Annotated in this window: 23 protein-coding genes; 20 read left to right on the top strand and 3 right to left on the bottom strand. The window is 45.7% G+C overall.

Features of this window, described 5'->3' with window-relative positions:
* Window positions 1-2 precede the first annotated feature (2 nt).
* The 14 genes from DESLBE_RS17525 to DESLBE_RS17460 all read left to right on the top strand — a co-directional run bounded on the left by DESLBE_RS17525 (window position 3) and on the right by DESLBE_RS17460 (window position 12,842).
* Complete coding sequence (locus DESLBE_RS17525) at window positions 3-1,073, top strand: phage tail sheath C-terminal domain-containing protein (RefSeq protein WP_144677715.1); 1,071 nt, start codon at window positions 3-5, stop codon at window positions 1,071-1,073.
* Window positions 1,074-1,316: 243 nt separating this feature from the next.
* Window positions 1,317-1,958, top strand: a complete 642-nt coding sequence (locus DESLBE_RS17520; protein WP_243131335.1) for a hypothetical protein — start codon at window positions 1,317-1,319, stop codon at window positions 1,956-1,958.
* 490 nt (window positions 1,959-2,448) lie between these two features.
* Window positions 2,449-2,847: a phage tail tube protein gene (locus DESLBE_RS17515; protein WP_015945476.1), complete on the top strand. Its 399-nt coding sequence runs from the start codon at window positions 2,449-2,451 to the stop codon at window positions 2,845-2,847.
* The gene (locus tag DESLBE_RS17510) at window positions 2,847-3,215 is read left to right on the top strand and encodes a hypothetical protein (RefSeq protein WP_015945477.1); all 369 of its coding nucleotides are present in this window, start codon (window positions 2,847-2,849) and stop codon (window positions 3,213-3,215) included. Before DESLBE_RS17515 ends, DESLBE_RS17510 begins: the two co-directional genes overlap by 1 nt.
* A 197-nt stretch (window positions 3,216-3,412) precedes the next feature.
* The gene (locus DESLBE_RS17505; RefSeq protein ID WP_144677714.1) at window positions 3,413-5,497 is read left to right on the top strand and encodes a tape measure protein; all 2,085 of its coding nucleotides are present in this window, start codon (window positions 3,413-3,415) and stop codon (window positions 5,495-5,497) included.
* 194 nt (window positions 5,498-5,691) lie between these two features.
* Window positions 5,692-6,330: a LysM peptidoglycan-binding domain-containing protein gene (locus tag DESLBE_RS17500; protein ID WP_144677713.1), complete on the top strand. Its 639-nt coding sequence runs from the start codon at window positions 5,692-5,694 to the stop codon at window positions 6,328-6,330.
* Window positions 6,331-6,339: 9 nt separating this feature from the next.
* Entirely contained in the window at window positions 6,340-7,347 is a 1,008-nt protein-coding gene (locus DESLBE_RS17495; RefSeq protein WP_018305350.1) for a hypothetical protein, read from the top strand.
* 54 nt (window positions 7,348-7,401) lie between these two features.
* Window positions 7,402-7,782 (top strand): DUF2577 domain-containing protein, encoded by a 381-nt coding sequence (locus tag DESLBE_RS17490; RefSeq protein ID WP_026198713.1) that lies wholly within the window; start codon window positions 7,402-7,404, stop codon window positions 7,780-7,782.
* Complete coding sequence (locus tag DESLBE_RS17485) at window positions 7,779-8,195, top strand: DUF2634 domain-containing protein (protein ID WP_018305348.1); 417 nt, start codon at window positions 7,779-7,781, stop codon at window positions 8,193-8,195. Before DESLBE_RS17490 ends, DESLBE_RS17485 begins: the two co-directional genes overlap by 4 nt.
* Entirely contained in the window at window positions 8,188-9,228 is a 1,041-nt protein-coding gene (locus DESLBE_RS17480; protein ID WP_144677712.1) for a baseplate J/gp47 family protein, read from the top strand. The genes DESLBE_RS17485 and DESLBE_RS17480 overlap by 8 nt, the downstream gene beginning before the upstream one ends.
* Window positions 9,228-9,773 carry a putative phage tail protein gene (locus DESLBE_RS17475; RefSeq protein WP_144677711.1) on the top strand — a complete coding sequence of 182 codons (546 nt, stop codon included), beginning with the start codon at window positions 9,228-9,230 and terminating at the stop codon, window positions 9,771-9,773. The genes DESLBE_RS17480 and DESLBE_RS17475 overlap by 1 nt, the downstream gene beginning before the upstream one ends.
* The gene (locus DESLBE_RS27095; RefSeq protein ID WP_243131334.1) at window positions 9,773-11,665 is read left to right on the top strand and encodes a hypothetical protein; all 1,893 of its coding nucleotides are present in this window, start codon (window positions 9,773-9,775) and stop codon (window positions 11,663-11,665) included. The genes DESLBE_RS17475 and DESLBE_RS27095 overlap by 1 nt, the downstream gene beginning before the upstream one ends.
* A gap of 13 nt (window positions 11,666-11,678) precedes the next feature.
* Window positions 11,679-12,377, top strand: coding sequence for a DUF4376 domain-containing protein (locus DESLBE_RS17465; protein ID WP_144677710.1), 699 nt, complete (start codon window positions 11,679-11,681; stop codon window positions 12,375-12,377).
* Window positions 12,378-12,401: 24 nt separating this feature from the next.
* On the top strand, window positions 12,402-12,842 hold the full coding sequence (locus DESLBE_RS17460; RefSeq protein WP_144677709.1) for a hypothetical protein: 441 nt from the start codon (window positions 12,402-12,404) through the stop codon (window positions 12,840-12,842).
* Window positions 12,843-12,957: 115 nt separating this feature from the next.
* Here the strand turns inward: DESLBE_RS17460 and istB are convergent, their stop codons facing one another.
* The gene (gene istB / locus DESLBE_RS17455; RefSeq protein ID WP_144674766.1) at window positions 12,958-13,710 is read right to left on the bottom strand and encodes an IS21-like element helper ATPase IstB; all 753 of its coding nucleotides are present in this window, start codon (window positions 13,708-13,710) and stop codon (window positions 12,958-12,960) included.
* A gap of 14 nt (window positions 13,711-13,724) precedes the next feature.
* Window positions 13,725-15,254 carry an IS21 family transposase gene (istA, locus tag DESLBE_RS17450; RefSeq protein WP_207706455.1) on the bottom strand — a complete coding sequence of 510 codons (1,530 nt, stop codon included), beginning with the start codon at window positions 15,252-15,254 and terminating at the stop codon, window positions 13,725-13,727.
* A gap of 256 nt (window positions 15,255-15,510) precedes the next feature.
* Between istA and DESLBE_RS17445 the strand changes: the two genes are divergently transcribed.
* The 6 genes from DESLBE_RS17445 (at window position 15,511) to DESLBE_RS17420 (ending at window position 21,093) form a co-directional block, all read left to right on the top strand.
* A complete protein-coding gene (locus tag DESLBE_RS17445) occupies window positions 15,511-16,350 on the top strand; it encodes a radical SAM protein (protein ID WP_144677708.1) in 840 nt (279 codons plus the stop codon).
* On the top strand, window positions 16,337-17,425 hold the full coding sequence (locus tag DESLBE_RS17440; RefSeq protein ID WP_144677707.1) for a sodium:proton antiporter: 1,089 nt from the start codon (window positions 16,337-16,339) through the stop codon (window positions 17,423-17,425). The genes DESLBE_RS17445 and DESLBE_RS17440 overlap by 14 nt, the downstream gene beginning before the upstream one ends.
* A 96-nt stretch (window positions 17,426-17,521) precedes the next feature.
* The gene (locus DESLBE_RS17435) at window positions 17,522-19,663 is read left to right on the top strand and encodes an SGNH/GDSL hydrolase family protein (protein ID WP_144677706.1); all 2,142 of its coding nucleotides are present in this window, start codon (window positions 17,522-17,524) and stop codon (window positions 19,661-19,663) included.
* A gap of 44 nt (window positions 19,664-19,707) precedes the next feature.
* On the top strand, window positions 19,708-20,004 hold the full coding sequence (locus tag DESLBE_RS17430; protein WP_144677705.1) for a hypothetical protein: 297 nt from the start codon (window positions 19,708-19,710) through the stop codon (window positions 20,002-20,004).
* A gap of 2 nt (window positions 20,005-20,006) precedes the next feature.
* Entirely contained in the window at window positions 20,007-20,717 is a 711-nt protein-coding gene (locus DESLBE_RS17425; RefSeq protein ID WP_144677704.1) for an N-acetylmuramoyl-L-alanine amidase, read from the top strand.
* 13 nt (window positions 20,718-20,730) lie between these two features.
* Window positions 20,731-21,093, top strand: coding sequence for a hypothetical protein (locus DESLBE_RS17420; RefSeq protein ID WP_144677703.1), 363 nt, complete (start codon window positions 20,731-20,733; stop codon window positions 21,091-21,093).
* 80 nt (window positions 21,094-21,173) lie between these two features.
* Here DESLBE_RS17420 and wecB read toward each other — a convergent pair whose 3' ends face one another.
* A complete protein-coding gene (gene wecB / locus DESLBE_RS17415) occupies window positions 21,174-22,364 on the bottom strand; it encodes a UDP-N-acetylglucosamine 2-epimerase (non-hydrolyzing) (RefSeq protein WP_144677702.1) in 1,191 nt (396 codons plus the stop codon).
* Window positions 22,365-22,539 lie beyond the last annotated feature (175 nt).

The following is a 22,539-nucleotide window of genomic DNA, read 5'->3' as shown; positions in this document are numbered from 1 at the left end:
CATTGGGACTCCCAAACATCAATATTGAATTTAAGACAACGGCTGCTGCTGCTATTAAACGTTCGCAAAAGGGAACCGTTGCCATTATTTTAAAGGACGCTGCTACGACCGCTCAAGGGATGCATGTACTGACCAATGTGACCCAGATCCCCGCAGCTCTGGGAACACTGAATAAGGATTATATCAGTCGCACGTTTTTGGGCTATGTGCACCCGCCGCGCAAGGTGCTTGTCTATGTACTGCCTGATACGGCTGAGAACCTTGCCGCCGCTTTAAACTATTTAGCTACGCAGACTTTCGATTATGTCGTCGGTCCCCTGGACTGTGATGCTGCCGAAGCGACAGAGATTGCCTCATGGGTAGCCGCTCAACGTGCCAATGGATTGACACCTAAAACCGTGCTGCCCCACAAGGCTGAAGATAGTGAAGCAGTTGTAAACTTCACAACTTCCGGCATTCAAGTGGGAACAGCTACTTACGACGCCTCGGGCTACTGCTCCCGGATTGCCGGGCTGATTGCCGGTACTCCCCTGACCATCAGCTGCACTTATGCTCCACTGCCTGAGGTTACCGATGTGGCCAGGCTGGCCAAAGCGGACATGGATACAGCAATTGACCGTGGTGAGTTTATTATTTTCCACGATAGTGAGAAAGTTAAAGTCGGGCGGGGAGTGAATAGCCTGCAAACGTCTAACCCTGACAAAGGCGAAATATTTAAGAAGATCAAGATTGTGGAAGCTGTGGATATGATCCGCAACGATATTAAGATGACCGCTCAGGATAACTATATCGGCAAATATGCCAATAGCTACGATAACAAATGCCTGCTGATCACAGCGATCAGCGGCTATTTCGCTCAATTGGAGCTGGACGGAATCCTGCAGCCAGGAACCAGCTCGGTAGGTATCGATACCGAAGCTCAGGAAGCTTATCTGCAGTCCGCGGGGGTGGATACCTCCGCTCTGTCCGAGCAGGACATCAAAGAGGCCAACACCGGGGATAAGGTCTACCTCAAAGCCAGCATCAAGATCCTGGATGCTATTGAGGATATCGATCTGGATATTGTGATTTAAGGAGGAATGGACAAATGGATAGTGCGAAAAGAGTAATGTCTGGTACATGGGGTGAAACTTTGCCCTCCTGATTAGTAATAATCAGGTAATAAAGCGGGAGAATTCAGAGAAAACCTAAGGTATAGCAACAAAAGTATGGTATTATAAACATATAGGAATCGCGAATCCCATTGAACAAGAAGGTTTTCCGAGCCTTCTTCCTACAATTTAATTATCGAACGCACTTTCGGAGGTGCTGTTTCAATGTCAAAAAAGAAAAATGTAGCAGAGTTGTGTGCCTATTTCCATCTTGAAGGGTACGAATTACTCTCTGCGGATTACATCAATGCGCATACTAAGCTCGACATTAAATGCAATAAAGGGCATATCTATCAAGCCACATGGAATTCATTCCAAAGGGGGAGAAGATGCTTTATTTGCGCGCACCAGCATATCGGTAGATGTAATGCTAACTCGCACAGGGAGTTTGTTAACCGGTTAAAAGATAAAACAAACGGTGCCTGTGTGGCTTTAAGCGACTATGTAAACAACAGTAAAAAGGTGCTATTTAGGAATATAAACTGCGGACATACTTTTGAAGCTTCACCAAAACACGTTTTAGCTGGTCATACCTGTCCGATATGTGGATATGGCCGAATTGGAGACCTAAGGAAAAAGACCCACGAGCAATATGTTGAAGAGGTTAAATCCTTGGTCGAAGATGAATATAAGGTCTTGGGGAAATATAAAGGTGATGCCGTGCACATTGAGTTTGAACATGTCTTTTGTGGTCGAGAATTTAGTATGCGAGCTGGCAACTTTCTGCAAGGAGTAAGATGCCCACACTGCGCTGAATCAAAAGGTGAAAAAAGAATTTATGACTTTTTAGTCGAACATAGAACATAGTTATAACTTTGTAAGAGAATATCGAGATGAACGTTGCAAACATAAAAGTTATTTACCTTTTGACTTCGCCGTATTCAATGATAAGGGAGAACTGAAACTGTTAATAGAATACGATGGAGAATTGCATTATAAAGTTGGAAGATGGGTCAATGCCCAAGAAAAACTTGCATCAATTAAAAGAAGTGAGAAAATAAAGGACGAATTCTGCTCTCGTTACGGCATTGCATTATTAAGAATACCATACACTCAAATTGATGAGATTAATTTGATTCTAAGGAGTGCTTTATGAGCACTTCTTTTGTTATGCTATGGCAACTCTGAGCCGAGTCAGGCGAAGCCCGAAAGTAGCCTGGAAGGTGCAACGACTAATGGGTGAGGAAGGCAACCAATAAACCCAACACGAGTACCCGCCACCCTTAACGGGTGAAGATATAGTCTGAACTATGTGGAAACATATAGAACTGTGGGATAAAACAGCCCGCAGGATAACATGTTGGAAGTTTGGCTGGATAACGCCTATGTGGGCGAATGCTATGGTATGCAGGCTAAAGTAAGCTTTAATAAAGAAGATGTGCAAATTTGCGGTCGGATGGCTACGGATAAGAAAGTCTCCAGTATCAGCTGCACAGGCTCCTTGCGGATGCACAAGGTCTCCAGCCGGATGGCTAACGCTATTGGCGCCTCGATCCGCAACGGCAAAGATTTGCGTTTTGTGGTGATCTCCAAGCTGAATGACCCGGATGCCTATGGCGCTGAGCGGGTTGTACTGAAAAATGTAAGCTTCGACGATCTGACTCTGGCCGATTGGGAAGTAGCCACCAACGGAAAGATCGAGGCTCCCTTTACCTTTACGGATTATGAACTTCTTGACGCTGTGGAGGCGAGATAATGGATACCTTAGAGCTGTTGCTTAAAGGGGAGCGGCCCAATATGCCGGAGAAAGAGATTAAGTTAAAGCGGTTGAGCAAAGCCTGCGGCGGGGATATCATCTTCCGGTTACGGGCCCTCAGCTTCAACCGGGTGGCTGAGATTAAAAACAGTCATGCCGGCGGCGATATGGAAGTTCACATTCTCTTGGCCGGTGTGATCTCCCCCGATCTGAAGTCCGAGGATCTTAAGCAAAAATATAATGCGGTTACGCCCTTGGAAATGATCAAAACCATGCTTCTTCCAGGCGAAATCGAGGATATTTCCCGGGAAATCGAGAAACTGAGCGGCTATCGGGTTACTACGGTAGAAGAGGTTAAAAAAAAATAGAGTCAGATCCTGAGATCCAGCTTATGTATTATTTATTTATCGAGAAGAACATAACACCAGGCTCTTATTACAACCTGCCTCCAGGAGAAAAGGTGATGATAAGAGCCTTCTTTGAAAAACACATGGAACAACGGTCAGAGAAATAAATTTATTGTACCATTTTCCCATCTACGTAAAGCAATAGGGGGATACCAAATATGTCTCGTGATATTAGTATAAACATTTCGGCTCAGGATAACTATACTCAGGCGATTACCACGATACGCAATGCTAACCAGTCCTTTAGTAAGGATCTTACGGGTCTTTCGTCTAAACTGGATGCTTTAAATAAAACAAAAATCAGTCTTAAGGTCGACATGGACAAGGCACAACAAACGTTACAAAAAGCAGAAAAGCAGTTTGCCTCAACCGGAGATGCTTTTGATAAGATGTTTATGGAATTAAGCAATGCGAATTATGAGAATGTCAGAAGAAACTTCGATTTAGTCTCAGATAGTGCTCATCAAGCGGAGAAAGATATCCTTAGCTTGACCGGAGCAATAAGCAAAAGCGAACACCGGGCAGGGGCCGGATGGAGCACCGGCAAAAGTTTGCTGGGCGAGCTGGCAACAGCAGGGGCGGGAAAGCTTTTGGAAGATACCGTGACACAAATTGCGAATGCGCATGTCACCAGCGCATATGGCTCAGATGCAGGTACTATGTTTCAAAATGCGCTGAGTGGAGTGATTTCAGGCGCGGCGATAGGATCAGCGGTTGGTCCCCCGGTTATTGGAACAGTCGTCGGAATAGCTGCAGGTTTAGGATTAGGTCTGATAAATGGTACAACATCCATCAATAACAAAAAGGACGATGCCTTTAAAGATTATGTGCAGGAACAGTATAATACCATCAAGCAATCCCAGGAAGATACACTGGCCCATGGAATAAGCATTGCAGGAAACCGCGAACAAAAACAGCTATCCTTTGGAACCCTCTTAGGCAGTGATGCGGCTGCTAAGGATTTCCTGGCGGAGATGGCGGGCTTTGCCGTAGCCACACCCTTTGACTATGATCAGCTCGCCACTATAAGCAAGACGATGATCGAGAACGGCTATAAGCAAGACGAATTATTTGAGGAACTTACCAAAATCGGAGATGCCGGAACGGCTTTGGGTATGAGCAGTGAGGACATGAACTACGTAGCCGCCAGTTTGGGGCGTCTGAGGTCCAGCGAGCAAACCACACAGGCGCTCCTGAATCCCTTGCTTGAAAGACGTATCCCGGTTTGGGAATCCCTCGCCAAGGCATTCAGTGTAACCGAAACTGTAACCGAAGCTGAGGTACAGGAAATGGTCTCCACAGGGAAAATCTCCGGTGTCGAGGCCGCTAAAGCAATCGCCGATTATATGGGCGCAGAGTATGCCGGGAATATGGACAAACTGAATCAAAGCTACCAAGGACTTACGAGTAACTTAGAGAATGCTCGAGATAATATGGATGCAGCCATGGGGGAGGGTTTTGCAGAGGAACGGAAAAAAGGCTTACAAGCCCAGACGGATTACTTTGAGGGGGAGAGTGGTGAGAAATTAAAAGAAGCTAACCGCATGATTGGGGAGTGGCGGGCGTCATTAGAAAATTTATCTGAACAATATGAAAGAGATGCGGTAACTGCAGTTATGACAGGTGATATAAGCTCTATTTTTAGCGACGACATTAAAAACAGACTTATGGGCTTGTATGAAGAATACACCGAATATGCCTCAAGCAACTCTGAAGAAGCCGGAGCTAAGATGGGAGGGCTACTTGCCGAAGCCCAGGCAATAGCACAGGATGAGTATAACGCCAGCGATGGGGCGCAATTAATGATAGACTCGAATAAAAAGCTTGTAGGCAGAATCAGAAACGATGCGGCCTTAAGAGATGAATATCATAATGCCGGGTATGAGATGGGGTTAGTTTTTTCAAGGGGGGCCGCATCGGCAATTGCCGAAAACTCAGTGGTGAAGTTGGATAGCCTTACCGATGAAGAGAGGGAATTATACAAGCAATACGGCGGATCAATGAGAGGGGGACGCAAGCAAGCCTATGGCCTAAGCTATGTGCCTTACAATAATTTCCCGGCGCTGCTCCACGAAGGGGAGCGGGTTCTGACCGCCAGCGAGGCACGGGCCTTAAAAGGTTCCGGGTCAAGCACTATAAGCATCACCGGCAACAGCTTCATTATCCGGGAGGAGGCGGATATCAGCAAAGTAGCCCGTGAGCTGGCCAGGAACCTGACGAGGGCCTCAGCACTGGCCATTTGATTTTTAGATACTTCTTATTCCAAATTCCCAAACGTTTGGGAATTTCACCAATCCTACTGAGAGAAATTACCTTGAGTCCGCATAAACATACACCATATTCTATGCCACTTTTCAGGAACAGGTGAATGTCCTTATCCTACAAGCGCTCTACAATGGGGGTGCTTTTTTTCTACCCCAAAAAGGAGGCGAATTGTTTGCGAAAATTCATCTTCAAGGATGGAAACCGGGAACTCCTGCTTCCCGTTACGCCCCCGTCCTTTACGATTACCCATGGTATAAAGATAGAGACCATCCATATTCATACTCTCGGTGATGTTAATATAGCGGGCTATGGGACCCTTGCCGCCATCAAAATAGACTGTCTCTTCCCTGCCCAACCCTACCCCTTTGCCCTTACCGATGAGAATCCTTATACCTATGTGAAGACCTTTCAAAAATTCTGCGATAAACGCAAAGTGATTCGCTTTGTTATCCCGAACACCCCCGTCAATCTCCCTGTTTTAGTGGAGTCCATTGCTTACTCAGAGCGGGACGGGACCCATGATGTTTACGCTACCCTTACTCTGCGCGAATACCGGCAATTAAATGCCGTAAAAGTTGAGCAAAGCGGAACTGAGAACCAACCCCGACCTGCCGCCGCAGCCATCGACAAGCCCACAGCGTATACAGTCGAAAGCGGAGATACTCTGAGCTCCATCTGCCGAAAGTTTTATGGGGACGCCAATCTCTATCCCAAAGTGGCTGACGCTAATGGCCTAACAAATCCGCATTTGATATTTCCCGAACAAATACTCAACATGCCGGATAAAAGCCAATTGGTATCGGGGAGGTGACCAGTCAGAGTGGTTAAACTGCTTTTGAAAAACACGGAGGGAACATTCGATATAAGCCAGCTGGTCCCCCAGATAACGTGGTCCGGAGACTATCAGCAATGTGCCAGAACCTTGGATTTCAGTCTCTTGTCCTCTCCTCTTGACAAGCATATACCTGCGCTCCAATGCGAGCTGGGCCATTCTATCCTGCTCATACAGGACAACAACACATTATTCGAAGGCTATATATTTGAGCGCACCAAGAATACAGGAAGCAGTACTATTGATATTACCTGCTTTGACCGGGGAATCTATCTCAAACGCAACAAAATCTCATATAAATTCACAAATCAAGCTCCGGAGGCGATTGCCAAAAGGATCTGTGCCGATTTTGACATCGAAATCGGGGAAATCATTGATACAGGAGTTAAAATCAGCCGTAATTTCCTTGGTTCGACACTGTATGATATCATCCAAACTGCCTACACCCTGGCCTCTTACCAGACCAAGAAGAAATACTACCTGGTCTTTAAAGGGCCAAAGCTTTATGTCCTGGAAAAAAAGGTTACCGATGAGACTCTGGTGATTGAGGGCGGCTCCAATCTCATAGAGGCCAGCACCTCAGAAAGTATAAGGAGCCTGATCAACCAAATTGCGATCTACGATAAAGATGACAATTTGATCCGCCGTGTCAAAAATGATGAATCCATTGGGCTGTACGGATTGCTGCAAGACTATATCCGGCAGTCAGATGATGAGAATGCCGGAAAGAGAGCTCAGGACATGCTGGATGACAATGGCCTGCAACAGAAGATTACCATCAATAATCTCGGCAATGCGGCCAATGTCTCCGGGGGCACCGTAGTGGTCCGGGAACCCTACACCGGGCTTTACGGACTGTTTTACATTGATAGTGACACTCATACCTGGAAGAATGGTCTTTATCTCAACAAGCTGGTTATCAATTTTAAGAACATCATGGACGAAAAGGAAGTGGGCACATTGCCGAACCAAAGCGGCGAAAAGGCAGCCGGTTGAAGACCTTCATTCAATTCTGGGTCTTGAGTGCAGCGAAAGGAATGACACTTAACTATGGAAGACAACCCTTACACTAGACTTTTGGAGACTATGCGCGGTGAAGCTAAAGAACAACTGCCCACATCTTATCGCTTAGGGAAAGTCGTTAACGTTAATCCCCTTAAAGTAAGTACATCAGGCATCATTTTGTCCGGGGACGATCTGCTGATCAATGGGGGAATTGCGCGGCGTACTGAAGCCCTATCCATGTCGGAACTATCCGGAAATCTTACCGGAACTTTTCATGGTGATACAGGGAATCTGGCGGTCAGTGGCGGCAGTATGTCGGCTACCGCCGGCATAGAGGGCAGTTTAGCTGAAGGCGACACTGTCCTGCTGCTCTCCCTTGAGGATAATCAGAAATTTATCATTCTCTGCAAGGTGGTGAGCCTATGAGCCTTTTCCCCATGATTCAGCCGGACACAGCAAGGGTTGAAACAGCGTTGCCCCTTTGCCGGGAAGTGGACTGGGATTTTGAACTGAATATACCGATCTATAAAAACGGCTCACCCTCTTTTGTCACCGGGGCAAGGGCCGTTTTGGTTTGGGCATGGAATGCTCTCCATACCCCCAGGTACCGGCATGAGATCTACACTTGGAATTATGGCAACGAAGTGGAGCAGTTGATTGGCCAGCCTTTTACGGATGACCTCAAACGTTCTGAGGTAACCCGATTTGTACGGGAATGCCTGTTAATCAATCCATATATTACAGATGTAGCCGATATAACAGTTAGCTTTGCCAATGAAACAGTAAAGATTGGCTGCCGAATAATCACAGTTTATGGGGAGGTGAATCTCAATGTTTGAAACGATTACTCCTGAAAGTATCAAAAAAAATATCTTAAATGAACTTGATCTGGCTGATGTCCGGGAAGGAAGCTATACGAATAATCTGGTCAGCCCCACCGCTTTAGCAATCTGGAAGCTTTACGACAGCTTGAATGCTCTTATTCCCATGGTCTATGTGGATGAGACCTCCGGAGTATATATTGACAAAAAGGCTGCCCATTATGGGATCACCAGAAAATCCGGTACAAAGGCTACCGCAGTGCTGCACTTCACAGGAGTTGACGGTAAGGTGGTTCCTAAAGGGACGGTTTTTCTAACGGGTGACGGCCTGGAATTTGTGACTGAATCGGCGGTTACGATCACCGCCGGAGCAGCCAGCGCCACAGCCATAGCGTCCGAAGCAGGCGAAGCCTACAATGTTCCCGGCGGCAGCATTACTCAGCAGATTGTCAGCATCTCGGGGCTTACCGGCGTAACCAATGAAGCTGCCATCGGGGGTACAGACCCGGAAAGCGATAAAAGCCTGGTCGAAAGGCTCTATGCCTATCTTCGCAAGCCGGCGACCAGCGGCAATGTTTATCATTATGAACAATGGGCCTTGGCTGTTGATGGTGTGGGAGGGGTAAAGGTAGCTCCCCTCTGGAATGGACCGGGCACGGTTAAGGTCCTGATCGTAAGCCCTGCTAAAGCTCCTGTGGATCAAGAGGTTGTGACGCGTTGCGCTGACTATATCCAACAGAATAGGCCCATTGGAGCGACGGTGACCGTAGAAAGTGCTTCGGCGCTTACGATTAATGTAGAGGCAATAATTACTATTGAAAGTACAACCACCAAGTCTGCAGTGAAGGAAGCTTTTGCGAGCAGCTTGAACGCTTATTTGCAGAGCATTGCTTTTGAAAAGTATGAACTGATTTACAATCGCCTTGCTTTTATGCTCCTGGATATCGAAGGTGTCATTGACTATGAGGATCTAACCGTCAATGGCGGAACATCAAATATTGCCATCGCCGCTAATGAGGTCCCTGTAGCAGGAACGGTGGTGATCAGCTGATGGCGGAGCTGATTGAGTTATTGCCGGTCAATTACAAGAACAGTCAGGAAGTTGTGGAACTGCAGAAGGCTTTGGGAAATCAGATCGCGGCTGCAACGGCGGCTAAAGCCGATGTGTTTAAGCAGCTGGATGTCAACACAGCTACCTGGGGACTAAGCTACTGGGAGCAGGCCTATGGACTTAAAACAGATATCTTAAAATCTTATGATTACCGCAGAACCAGACTATTAAGCAAGATGCGCGGCCAAGGTTCAACGACAATCTCGATGATTAAAAATGCTGCGGAAAGCTTCAGCAATGGGGAAGTAGAAATTGCCGAAAATAACGCCAATTATCAATTTATTGTGAAATTTGTAGGGGCCAAAGGAATACCGCCCAATCTGGATGATCTTAAAGATGCGATTGAGGAGATAAAACCAGCCCATCTGAAAGCCATCTATGAATTTACTTATCTGGTGTGGTATGAGCTTGATGCTAAAAACTGGACTTGGGCTCAGTTCGATGCTCAAGGTCTTACTTGGAATGAACTGGAGGTGCTTAGCTGATGCCAGAACAATCAGCACGATTAGGAATACCCTTACCCTTAGGAAATGAAAATGTTTCAAGGCAAGCCATCAGAGAAATGCTTCAGGCTGTGGATGATCATGCGGAAACTATTGCGGGATCTCAAGCCAAAGCCAATGCGGCGGAAACTTCTGCCAAGGCCCACGCGGATAGTGCAGCCGGAGCCGTGAACAATGCCCTTGCTGCGCACAAGGCGGATTTTACACAACAAATACCATATGCTGTGACCGTTGGGAGCGCGAATACTTATACGGCCTCCACCACTCCTGCCCTCCCTGCTCTGGTCACAGGAGTGGCCATTACGGTAAAAATTCATGCGGTTAACACAGGTGCCAGTACATTAAATTGGAATGACAAGGGAGCAAAGGCAATAAGAAATCCCGATGGAACAACCGTGGCATCGGGCGATTTAGCATCAGGCGGGGTCTATACCCTGCGGTACGATGGCACAAATTTTATATTACAGGGTAAGGGGGAGGTGAAACTCACAGGGGATGCCGCTGATGCAAATGTTTTGTCGGGGAAAACGTACTACAATACAGACTCAAAGATCAAACGAACGGGTACAATGCCTAGTAACCCCTCCCAAACCGCAACCCTACAAATCACCGGAAGCGCAAAACCTACCAAAGCTATTCCAGCAGGATACACTCCCGGCGGGACAATTACTGCTGAATTAGCTCCTGCTTTAGCACCTTTAATTAAGAAAAGCTCTATAATAGGGGGTATAACAGGCACAGGGCCTAGTTATGCTATTGGTGATGCCTTATCGATTGTACTTTCATTAGGTTCCGTCCCTACATTGACCGAACAAGGAACCGCTAGTTATTCAAGTAATTTTATAAATAGGCTATATTTTTATGCCCCTAACATAGAAACTACGCCTAGATATATCATAGCTCTACGTCATACTAATTATGATCTATATATTGTAAATATGTCTGGTAGTAGTGCAAACTGGAGTGTGTATAATCCCGCAATTACTAATGGTTCAGGTAGTTATCAGTCTATGCAATATCAATGTATGACTAAAAATGGTTATCTGTATTATATAACTACTCGTGGTGTTTCTGAATTACACAGATTACAATTCTCTAACGGGGCAGTGATCAGAAGTGGTACAAATATAGCAGTAGCAGGTAACAACTATGTTATTTACAGCGAAGATGCATTTATCTATACATCGAGATATGTGGCTAATAGTACAAATCCTAATACGATTGTTATCGAGAAATGGCATCCAGATACATTAGCAAGAGTGGCAACTATTACTTGCACAATACCTGGAACACGTGATACATGGGAAAGTGGATTCAGTGCTTGTGTGGATTCGGCGGGATATATTTATATTGGATATAATACTTGTCAGTCCGGGTATAGTGGGAGATGTTGTAGTGTATTCTGGGCTTATTGGGAGAACACTCTGTGGAAATTTAACCCATCTGGTGGAAATCATATAGCAACATATACTCTAGGATCTAAACCTAGAAATAGTACACCAAATCCTACTGGAATGGCCAATGGATATGGTCGGATAGGTATTTGCAATGGAATTATTTATCAAGCAGACCGAACAAACACACTCAGATCTTTTAATTCTTCATTGCAATTAACTGGAAGTGCCGGTATTGTGCAAGGACGTGCAGATGGAGAAGAAATAAGAAATACTTTAGATGGTAAGATCCAAGTTGGGTATAGGGTATTCTCAGGTAATTGCAACCTAGTAAGTGAATTAGGTGTTTCACCTGGGTCGTACTACTCAGTATATGACATAATTTATATGAACTCGCAACTTGCTTATGGTGTTTGGCAATATAGTAGTAGTTCTGCTTATATGTACATTATTAGGCATGCGTATAAAATCATAAATTAGAGGAGGAATTATAATGGCCACGTTTATTATGTACAATGAAATTACCCAGGATAAAGCTTTAGTGTTTTATCAAAATCATATGCCGGATGATCCGGTTACGGGAGTTACTGAGGAAATGCTAAATCAACCAAATAGTCTTACGGTAGAAGTAATTCCGAAACCTGAGCATCGCCCGAATGAGTCTTATGTCCTCTACATCAATCCAACTACGAAAGAATTGTTTTATGAATATCATGAAAATCTACCATATAATCCGACTGATAGTCCAAATATTCCTTCAGCAGATATTGAATTACTTAAAAGGCAACTGAATCTCGTTTCCCCTTATTCAGAGCCTCAGTCACTAGAAGAGCATAAAGCTAATAAGCTCTTTGAAATTTCACGGGAATGTGAAGATGAGATTTTGTCAGGTTTCTACTCTAATGCACGGGGGACTATGGAGTGGTATACCAATAGCAGAGATGATCAAAATAATCTTATAGGACAGGCTACTCTAGCTACTCTTAATCCAAGCTTCGTACCTCAATGGAAAAGTGCGACAGAATCAATTTGCACTGACTTTACCATGGAACAAATTATTAAATTATCAACTGATGGTGCTGTTTTTAAAACTGAGAGAATTAAAGCTTTTGATATGCTTAAGGCCCAGATATTACCTACTACAACTGTTGAAGAAGTAGAGGCGATAGAATGGACAAAAAAAGTTTGGTAAAATATCTTTTTATTATTGTTATGATTGGAATGGTGTACCTTTCATTTAGAAGCTGTTTGGAAAGGATGGACTCATGTTAGTATGCTTTTTGTTGGAGGGATTTGTGGATTATTTATTGGTCTGCTTAATCAGAAAACAAACTTAAAAGTATATAAGCAAGTCTTAGTTGGCCTCCCAGCAGTTTTAACAATAGAATTATTTTCAGGATTGTTTATTAACAAATATCTGGGTCTTGCCGTTTGGGATTACTCTGATAAGCTTGGTAATGTCTTAGGTCAAATATGCCCACAGTATTCATTACTGTGGGTTCTCCTTATCCCTTTTGGAATATGGTTAGATGACTATATTAGATGGAAATGGTTTAATGAAGGTAGTTATTATGCTTATTCCGGTCGATTCCGACCGGCAATCCGTTCTCATTCGGGCGGGCATTCCGACCGCATTCGGCCACCTGTTACGCTATGATTCGGGCGAAGCCCGACAACCTCTTGAGTTCAAGTATAATCAGTCCATTATGTCTGTCAACTGGGAATCGGGACTGAACGCTGTAAAGCGAAGGGAGCCGTAGGCGACCGCAGCTTTACAGCGTCTCGGCGGCTACCCCCTCCGGCAAGGCCCGCCGCTTGGAGGGACCCTGCAGCTCAAACCGGTACGCATTATGCACCAGTCTATCCAGTACAGCATCCGCAATGGTTGCGTCCTCAAAGAGGCCATGCCATTCAGAAACCGGAACCTGCGCCGTGATCAGGGTAGATTTGCTTCCATATCGGTCATCAATCACTTCAAGGAAATCCCGGCAATGGAGCGCTCCTAAAGGGGAAATCCCGAAGTCATCCAGTATCAGCAGATCCGGCTTCTTCATTTCAGCCATCAGCCGGTTCCAGGACCCGTCCCCACGCCCGATCTGGAGATCGGTGAGAAGCCGGGTGACCCGGAAGCTGCGCACCTTGAGTCCTTGCCGGCAGGCCGCGTTGCCTAAGGCACTGGCAAGGTAGGTTTTGCCAGTTCCGCAGGATCCCGTGATGAGCAGGTTCCGGCCTTCACGAATCCACTTTCCATCGGAGAGCCGGGCGACCTTCCCTTTGTCCAGCTGCCGAGCCGGGTGAAAATCAAGATCTTCCAGGCAGGCTTTGGGTTCTCGCAGATGGGCTGCCTTGATCAGCCGTTTTAGCTTTTTGTTGAATCGGGCGAGCCACTCGGCATCGACCAACATCGCCATCCGATCATCAAAGGATAGCTCCGACATGGCCGGCAATTCCAACTGCCTCCGGTATTCTTGCTCCATAGCGGATAGCCGTAGTGTGGCGAGCTTTTCCAGGGTAGGATAGATCATCTTATGTCACCTCCTCATCGAAACGCGGCTGCGCCACGTAGATTGCTATGGACTGGGGTGGGCTTGACGGGGGATGGAGACTGGCCTTTATCCTGCCCATTTTTCAAGATGGTTTTCACGGTGCTGTAGGTACAGCTTCCCAGTTCCCAGGACCGTTTGCAAGCGGCTTCTAAACGGTCCTGACCGTATCGCTTTCCCATTTGGAGTAGACCCATACACGCCCGGTAAGCGGTTTCCTCCACATGCTGAGCACGCAACAAGGTGTCGATGACAAACTCGGTATGTTCTCCTACGAGCTGCGCCCATTGGCGGTAGTCGTCTCCTTTATACCGATTGGCTTCCTGCTGATGCCGATGAGCGTCCGGCATGTGTTCGGTGGTGGTCACATACCTTGACCCCCGATACTGCCGATGATGAAGCGCCACGCGTTCTCGGTTCTCGCTGAGGATCTCGACCAAAGTCGCTGTGATCCGCAGCGTGACCTGATGTTTGAACAGGCGGTGAGGTACGGAGTAGTAGAACCCTTCGAATTCCACATGGTAGTTGTCGGGAACCCGCCGGACGATGTAGTGAGTATACTCATAGCGAGTGCTCGGCAGAGGGCGCAGCGCTGGTCGATCCACGGCCTGAAAGACGCTTTCACGGCTGCCGGCCCGTTTGCGAAACGGCCGCTTGACCAGCTCTTTTAAGCGCTTTACAATGGCACGGTTCAATTCCTCAAAGGTAAAGAACCTCTGTGGCCTTAACCATTCTAACAGCCAGGTTTCCAGCCATCCCACACTGCTTTCCACTTGGCCTTTGTCCCGTGGAGACCGGATTCTTGCCGGAATCACGGCCACATCGTAATGACGAGCCAGATCCCAGTAAGCGGGGTTAAGCTGAGGATCATAATATCCCGGCTTACTCACCGCTGTCTTGCAGTTATCCGGGACAATAACCCGGGGTACGCCTTGAAGCCATTCCAGGGTGTGGACATGGGCGCTCAGCCAATTCTCCAGTTTTTCATCCGCAAAGGCCTCCACATAGGGATAACCACTGTCGCCCAGGGTGGCCACAAAAAAGTGGGCGGTGAGCATCTCACCTGTCTCAGGATCGACGACACAACTTAATGTGTCTCCCATCCAATCGACGAAGAGTTCTTTGCCCGGCTCGTGGGTTTGAACCATGATCACGTCTTTTCCCGTTTCATTTCGCCATAGGGTATAGCGCTTGCAAAACTGGCTGTAACCCAGTCCATCGGGGTTGCCAGCCCGGTAATCTTCCCAAAGAAACTGAAGATTTTGCCGTTTATGGGCGACAAGCCGGGCGTGTATGGATTCCCAATTCGGTTCATCCTTGACGTATCGTTTGGCAAAGCTGTCCGGATAGAGTGTTGCTTTGATGGTGTCGTCGGTCATGTTTGATGCTTGAGAGTAGGTCAACGAGTGCTCCCTGCATCGCCGTTGGACTTCGCCTACAGTAGATTTTGCGCATTTCACGCTGGCTGCAATTTCCCTTTGAGAATAGCCTTGCTCCCACAGCCGTATGATTTCGATGATTTTCACTGGTTCTTCACACCTCATTTGTTTCCCCCGCACAATGCCTTTTTTCTCATTGTACCGGGTTTATTCTGAGGTGTCTGGTCTGCCCGAATGCCGCGCGTTGACTGGCCGAATCTCATCGGAACTTCCGACCGAATGTCACCGGATTAAGTGGCCGAATGTCGTGAGAATCTTTGGCCGAATGTTAGAAGAATACTCAGTTATTATCCTATATATGAAAATTATATAGAGCTAATAACTTTGAGGTAGGTGTTTTAGTATGTATGAAAGTTTTACAATTATTTTAAGCAATTGGTGTAATCTTAGGTGTCCATTCTGCTTACAAAATGCAACTATAAATAATGGTAAAGAAGTATCAGCGGAAAGCCTTATATCATTCTTTGAAAGTGGTAAGGTTGCTCCTAAAGTATTTAAGTTAACTGGTGGAGAACCCTTATCCCCACAAGTTTATGAAAAGACTAAGAAGATTGTAGAATATGCCATAAGTAAAGGCATAAGAACACAACTAAATACAAATGGAACTTATAAATTTACAGGTGATTTTGATAAAGAACTTCTTTATTTTCAGGTAAGCTTAGATGGTCTTAAAGAAAAACATGAGTCGTTAAGGGGGAACGGTACTTTTAAAAAAACAGTGAGCTTTATTAAGAGAGTAACAAAAATAGGGTACAAAGTTAATATTATGCAAGTCCTTCAAGAAGAAACTACTAGAGATGAGGTAGAAGAATTTATTAATTTCAGTGTAAATCAATTTAATATACATCCTAAATTTCAACGTATGGCCCCTTCTGGTAGAGCAAGCGGTAATAAAGAAGTTATAAATATTGATTATGATATGGATGAATTTATTGAAAACAAGGGGGGTAATTGTAGAGGTGTAAAATATAAATGCACAACCCCAGAGGGTAAATCAACCCAAATAGGGATTGATCAACATGGGAATATTATCCCATGTCCATTACTAGGAAAATATAAGTTTGGAACAATATTTAATTTCAACGAATTCAAAATCAGACAAGAAATGAGCAGCAAGCTAAAGGGATGCACTTGTTGTTACCCTGATGGTTACAAAGGGGAGGTTCGTTTTGGACATATTTAGTTTGAGTCTATGGAGTAAGATACTCACAAACATTACTTTAATGTTCTCTTTAACTATATTGATAATCAGTGCAAATAAAGTAGGTTTGCTTGAATATCTTTACATGCCATTAAAGAATATAAAAAGTTCTCGTATTATCATGCTTGCATGGTTTATGATTGCTACAATCTTAAGTGCATTCACGCTTGATCTCACATTAGCTTTAATATTAACGCCTATTGTTTTATTCTATGCAGATTCTAGAGGATTAAGCAAAGTAGAGATATTGCTCGCCACTACCTGGGGTAACATGGTAGGAAGTGAATGGACCTACTTCGGCGGTGGAGATACCATTATTGGCTGGACTTTACTTGAACAATTCACTGGTGAACGATTAGATATTTTAACCTGGGGAAGCCTATTTTGGCTTCCTTCTTTTTTATCTTTGGTAGGTACGGCAATTTGCTTACTTATGTTCATTAAAAATACATATGTAGAGCCCCAAGAAATACAGTTCAAAAAACCGTCATTAAAAACTGTCGTTATTGGAGCGTTTTCAATTTTAGGCATTATTGGAGCTTTAACAGGCTTTAGTCCTTTATACATGTGTTTAATTGCTTTAACGTCTTTAGTCATAGCTAGGTTAGGCAAAGATGAACTGAAGAATATGCCACTTAAGGGAGTTTATATATGGACTTTCTGCATTGTAATAGGTTCTCTTATCGGTAACTTAGTTAAAAGTCATTATCAGCTTATCTTACCTGAATACTTGTACTCTTTTTCAGGGATTGTTTTGATTTTAACTATTATCTGTGGACTAACAAATATTATGACCAATACAGGTCTTACTACTATAATTCTTCCTCTTGTTATGGCTAGTCAATTTGTCGATAAAATCTGGTTGTATGTATTAGTAACAAAGGCTATCAGCATGTGTTACCTTACTATTTTTTCCAACTCAGGCTTGGCAGTCTCATCAAGCTACGGGCTATCACAAAAAAACATGTTTTTTAAAGGGTTACTTGTCGTGTTAGTACAGTTAGCTATATTCTCACTATACTTTTATTTTATGAGAGGACATATATCTATATATTAGAGACGATAAGGAAATATTTGCCACATAAAAGGCCCCTTTTGTGCAGCACCGCGAACGCCTAAAGGGTGTCATTTTTTATTTGGAAGGAGAATAAAAATGTTGTTAAAAAAATACGGACTTTCTCTGGATATAAAGCGCGAAAAGGCTATGCACGCGCCTGTTATGGAATTTGTACAGGATGATACCGGAACCTGTGCTCTGGACATTTCAATCAGAGAGATGAATGATCCTGTCGACCTATCAGATCTGACCGTCGAAATTGTTTTTGCAAAACCTGACGGCACAACTGTTATCCAGGATCTGGCCAACGGGGTAAACATCACGGACGCCGCCAATGGAAAAATCACGTGTACTCTAAAAACAAACACGATCGCGGCGGCCGGCAAGGTGCATGCTGAAGTAAGACTGTTGGCGGGGGAAAAACTACTTACTACTCCTCGTTTTGCCTTTGACGTTCGGAAAGCTCTTTTAAACGACGAGGTGATCGAGAGCATGGACGAAGTTCCCATTTTGCGGCAGCTGATCGCTGATGTGCAAAATGTGGAAGGAAAAGAAGGTCCTCAGGGAGAACCGGGCCCGGCAGGCGCCTCCGCCTATGACCTCTGGCTGACACAAGGAAATACCGGGACTGTAGACGATTTTTTGCACAATATAACTTTGGGTGCGCAAGGGCCAAACATCTACCCCACCCCACTTACTTGGTCCTCACTTGATCCAGGTCAATCGGGGGTTGAAATTTTAGAGCAAATTCAGCACGGCGGCCAAGTGTTAAAAATGTGGCAGGCGTGGACGTGGCTGGCTGGCGTGACGACCGCGGAATTGATACCAGGAGAGCTGTACCAGGCATCGTATTACGCTCGAAAAGATGGAACCCAATTTAGTAACGTTGAAGCACGCTTTATAATTCCACGCGACACCGGCGGTTCCTATGACTACGTTCTAGGCTCCGAGAATGGTACACGGGAGATAACCAATGACTGGCAGCGGTTTACCACAGAATTTTGCTGGCAGGGAGAGAATGAAAGGCATCGAGTGTATGTACAAACCAATGAAGCCAATATAGATAACCCGGTCTATTTCGCGGGGCCGAGCTTACGAAGAATTAACAAACCAAAAGATTATATCCTAAATCGACTACGGGGTAAATCTATATACTTTACAGGCGATTCGTGGGCCTCAGAAAATGCTGTTTACTTGGATCGACTTAAGTCATTGCTAGATCTAGCATCTATTCAGGGAGATGGTATTTCCAGCTCCACGATCAGCAAGCGGTTAGGGGAGGAGCCTATCAAATCGCTAGTTACCCGTGTCGATGAGGGTGAGTTTGATGATTTGTCTACTTACGATTTGTTATGTATTACTGGGGGAGTAAATGATTGGTCATCTGGCGTACCCATTGGAAATGCGGGTAAAGACACTCCTGATATATCAACCCTATGTGGGGCGGTAGAGTATGTTACAAAGCAGATAAAATCAAAGAACCCTGAACTCGAGGTCATATGGGTCATTCAGCCCTACTTAGAAAGTACCACACCTATCCAAGTTCCATTTGAAGGACACCGTCAGAGTATCATTTCATCTTGCTTGCACGTTGGGTGTCAATATATAGACACACAGCGATTTATGGGCTTTACTCGTGAAAATATAGGGATATACACCAACCAAAATCATCTCCATTTAAATTCAATGGGCGGCGATAAATACGCACAATTGCTCGCCTTATGGTTAGTGTTAGGTGGTATGGGTGGGACTACTCCTAAGCTTGATGATGGAGGTTGGGAAGAGATAGCATCTGTTACTGTGACCACTGAAGGCACTTCTTATTTAGCAGTCAACCGAGATAAAAAGAATAACACATTTTCACTAAAAGAATTTGAAGTTAAAATTATTTTCCCCGATGGAGTGTCTGGCACAACGAGTTCGAGTTCTGCGAATTTTACCCTTTCGGGTATTGCATCTGAGAATTACTATTTGGATGGCACTCAAGCCACAGTACTTCGTGCGCCTATGAGAGATACCTATAGCGGGACGATTATAAAGGGCACATCTGCAGGGACAAACATCATGGGTGAATTTATGGCGGCCACTATTCACGCAGGAACGAGCGCGAACATACGACAAGCGCTGTTCATTAAAGGTACACAAAATCCGCAGACTTGCACGGGCATAACTATTACTTACGCAACGCCTACCCTGCCCATCGGAACGCAGGTGATCATCAGCGGAATGAGAATGTGATGTTGTATTAAACCCCAATCTTCAAAAGAGGTAGGTGATAGCCCTTGGACTTTACACTTATAGCCGCCCTCCTTGGGGTAGCGGCTGCTTTGTCCGGAATCATCTTAGGCTGGACGGCAAGAGCTAAGGAAGCAGAGAAGGACGTCAGAAAAGATGCCGAAATCGACACCGCCCTCCGCACAGATATGGAGTATCTTAAGCGCGGAGTAGATGATATCCGGCTTGAACAGCGTACCCAAGGGCAGCGCGTAGATGCTATGGGTGAACGCCTTACCCGGGTTGAAGAATCATCAAAACAAGCTCACAAGCGGATTGACCGCATCGAGCAGAAAGAAGAGTAATCATGCCGCAAATCGAATGGGTAGGTACCCCCAACTTTAGGTATGGCCGCAATGGCCTCCAGCCCTTGGCCATTGTCAATCATATCACCGCCGGTTATTATCCGGGCTGCTTGGACTGGATGCAGCATCCTGGCTCCCAGGCAAGTGCCCATTATTTGGTTTTAAGAAACAGCCGCATACTGCAGCTGGTCAAAGATGAAAACACAGCCTGGCATGCAGGCATAGTGAACAAACCCGATTGGAATCTGTATGATGGAACGAATCCCAACTACTATACCATCGGCATTGAACACGAAGGAATGCCTGGAGATGAGCTGACAGAAGCTCAGTATCAGTCCACCCTATGGCTCCACAAGCAGCTCATCACCAAATATCCAGCGCTCACCGTTGATAGCCGGCATATCATTGGCCACTATAGAATTGACAGTATCAACAGACCAAACTGCCCAGGGGCTAAGTTTCCCTGGGCAGAGTTATTTGCTGATTTGAAAGGAGAGCATGACGTGGATCACCTCGTAATCTATGCCGATGGAGATGTCGGAGCTGCGCTTTTGCTCAGCTTTAAGCTGAAATGCCCGATGGTCCATAAAGCCTTTGCAGAGAATATCCAGGCCAAGCATAAGCACTGGGTTGGAGTGCAGGGAACAAACGGCAACAGAAATTACTACTATGCCGGAAGTGACCGGATAGAGACTGCGAAATTAGGATTGTAAGGAGAGATCGGCCATGGAAACCGCATTAGGTTATATCCAGAACTTTTGGGGGCTGCTGCTTGTTGTGGCAGTCTTTATTATTTATCTGATCAGCCAGGGAAGGACCAAGGCGGGGAAGATTGTGCTCTCGCTGATGCTGAGACTGGAGAAGCAGGCTGAGGAGTATGCGCTGCAGACCGGGGAAGAGAAATTCGGTTTCGTGGTGGAAAAAGGGTATCAGCTTTTGCCCAAATATGTGCGATTAGTCTTTAGCTATAACATGTTCGTTGAACTGGCAGGCAGACTCTACGATGAAGCAAAGAACTATTTATCAAGCCTGGAGGAAAAGGCCCTTGCCGCACCGGTTAAGGAAAGCAAGAAGGCCGCTCCCGAATAACACATCCCACAACAAGCTTCAACAGTCTCTAACGTCCTCTGATACTCTCTGACACTCTCTAGCCGTCTTTTCCAAGCCCTCTATGCTTGAAGAAAATCTTCAGTAATCTTCGCGATCCGGCTTGCAGCCCGGCCATCACCATAGGGGTTAACCGCATGAGCCATATTCTCATAAGCTTCCTGATTGCTCAGGAGGCGGCTCAGTTCCTGAAGAACCTTTTCATAGCTGGTTCCCACTAAAGATACGGTCCCCGCCTCCACCGCCTCCGGCCGCTCAGTGGTGTCCCGAACCACCAGCACGGGGATCCCCAGGGAAGGGGCTTCTTCCTGAATTCCTCCGGAATCGGTCAGAATGATATTGGCTTGAGCCTGAAGATTGACAAAGGGTTCATAGTCCAGAGGCTCAATCATATGGACCCGGGGGTTATGACCCAGAACTTCATTGACTACTTGACGGACAGAGGGGTTTTTATGTACGGGGAACACCACATAAGTATCCGGATAATGCTCCAAAACCTCTGCTAAAGCCCGATAGATCTGCCGCATGGGCTCACCGAGGTTTTCCCGGCGATGAGTGGTGACAAGAATCATGCGCTGTCCTGCACTCTGACCCAATATTTCCCTTAAGGCGGCATCGGAGAAGGTATAATCCTTTTTTACGGTGGTCAGCAAGGCGTCAATCACCGTATTGCCTGTGACATATATTTTCTCCTCCGGGACCCCTTCAGCCAATAAGTTTCTTTTGGATGTTTCCGTAGGCGAAAAATGCAAATCCGTTAAAACTCCGGCCAGTTTGCGGTTCATTTCCTCCGGGAAGGGAGAATATTTATGGCCTGTACGTAACCCCGCTTCCACATGACCTACGGGAATTTGGGCATAAAAGGCTGCTAAAGCCGCCACAAAGGTGGTTGTGGTATCTCCGTGGACCAGAACCAGATCAGGCTTGGCTTGTTCCAGCACATCCTTCAGTCCTTGGAGGGCGCGGGTTGTAATGTCCGTTAAGGTCTGTCCCGCCTGCATAAGATTCAAATCATAATCCGGCTTAATCTGAAACAGCTCCAGCACCTGATCCAGCATTTCCCGATGCTGGGCAGTCACAGCAATTTCACAGTGCAGAGACGTTCTTTTCAGCGCTTGAACAACGGGAGCCATCTTAATCGCTTCAGGCCGTGTCCCGAAGACTACCATAACCTTTTTACCTTCCACTTGAATACGCTCCTTCGCCATTAAAGTATCTTTCTTTATATCTGGGTCTTGTCGCTTTGCAGACAACGTACCTTCGGGCGTGAGATCCTGAAACCCTCCACCGGAGGCTTTCTACATCAAATCTCACGTACTCAATATCTCCAGAGCTAGGTCAGATAGCCGCCTAGCATCCGTAAGACTTAAATCCGAAAAGCAGCCCAAGGATTTTGATTTACACAAGGGAAGCGACTTTAAGCGAGCG

Source organism: Desulfitobacterium sp. LBE (assembly GCF_007830365.1).
GTDB classification, from domain to species: Bacteria; Bacillota; Desulfitobacteriia; order Desulfitobacteriales; family Desulfitobacteriaceae; genus Desulfitobacterium; species Desulfitobacterium hafniense.
This window is presented reverse-complemented; position numbering and strand designations above follow the sequence as displayed.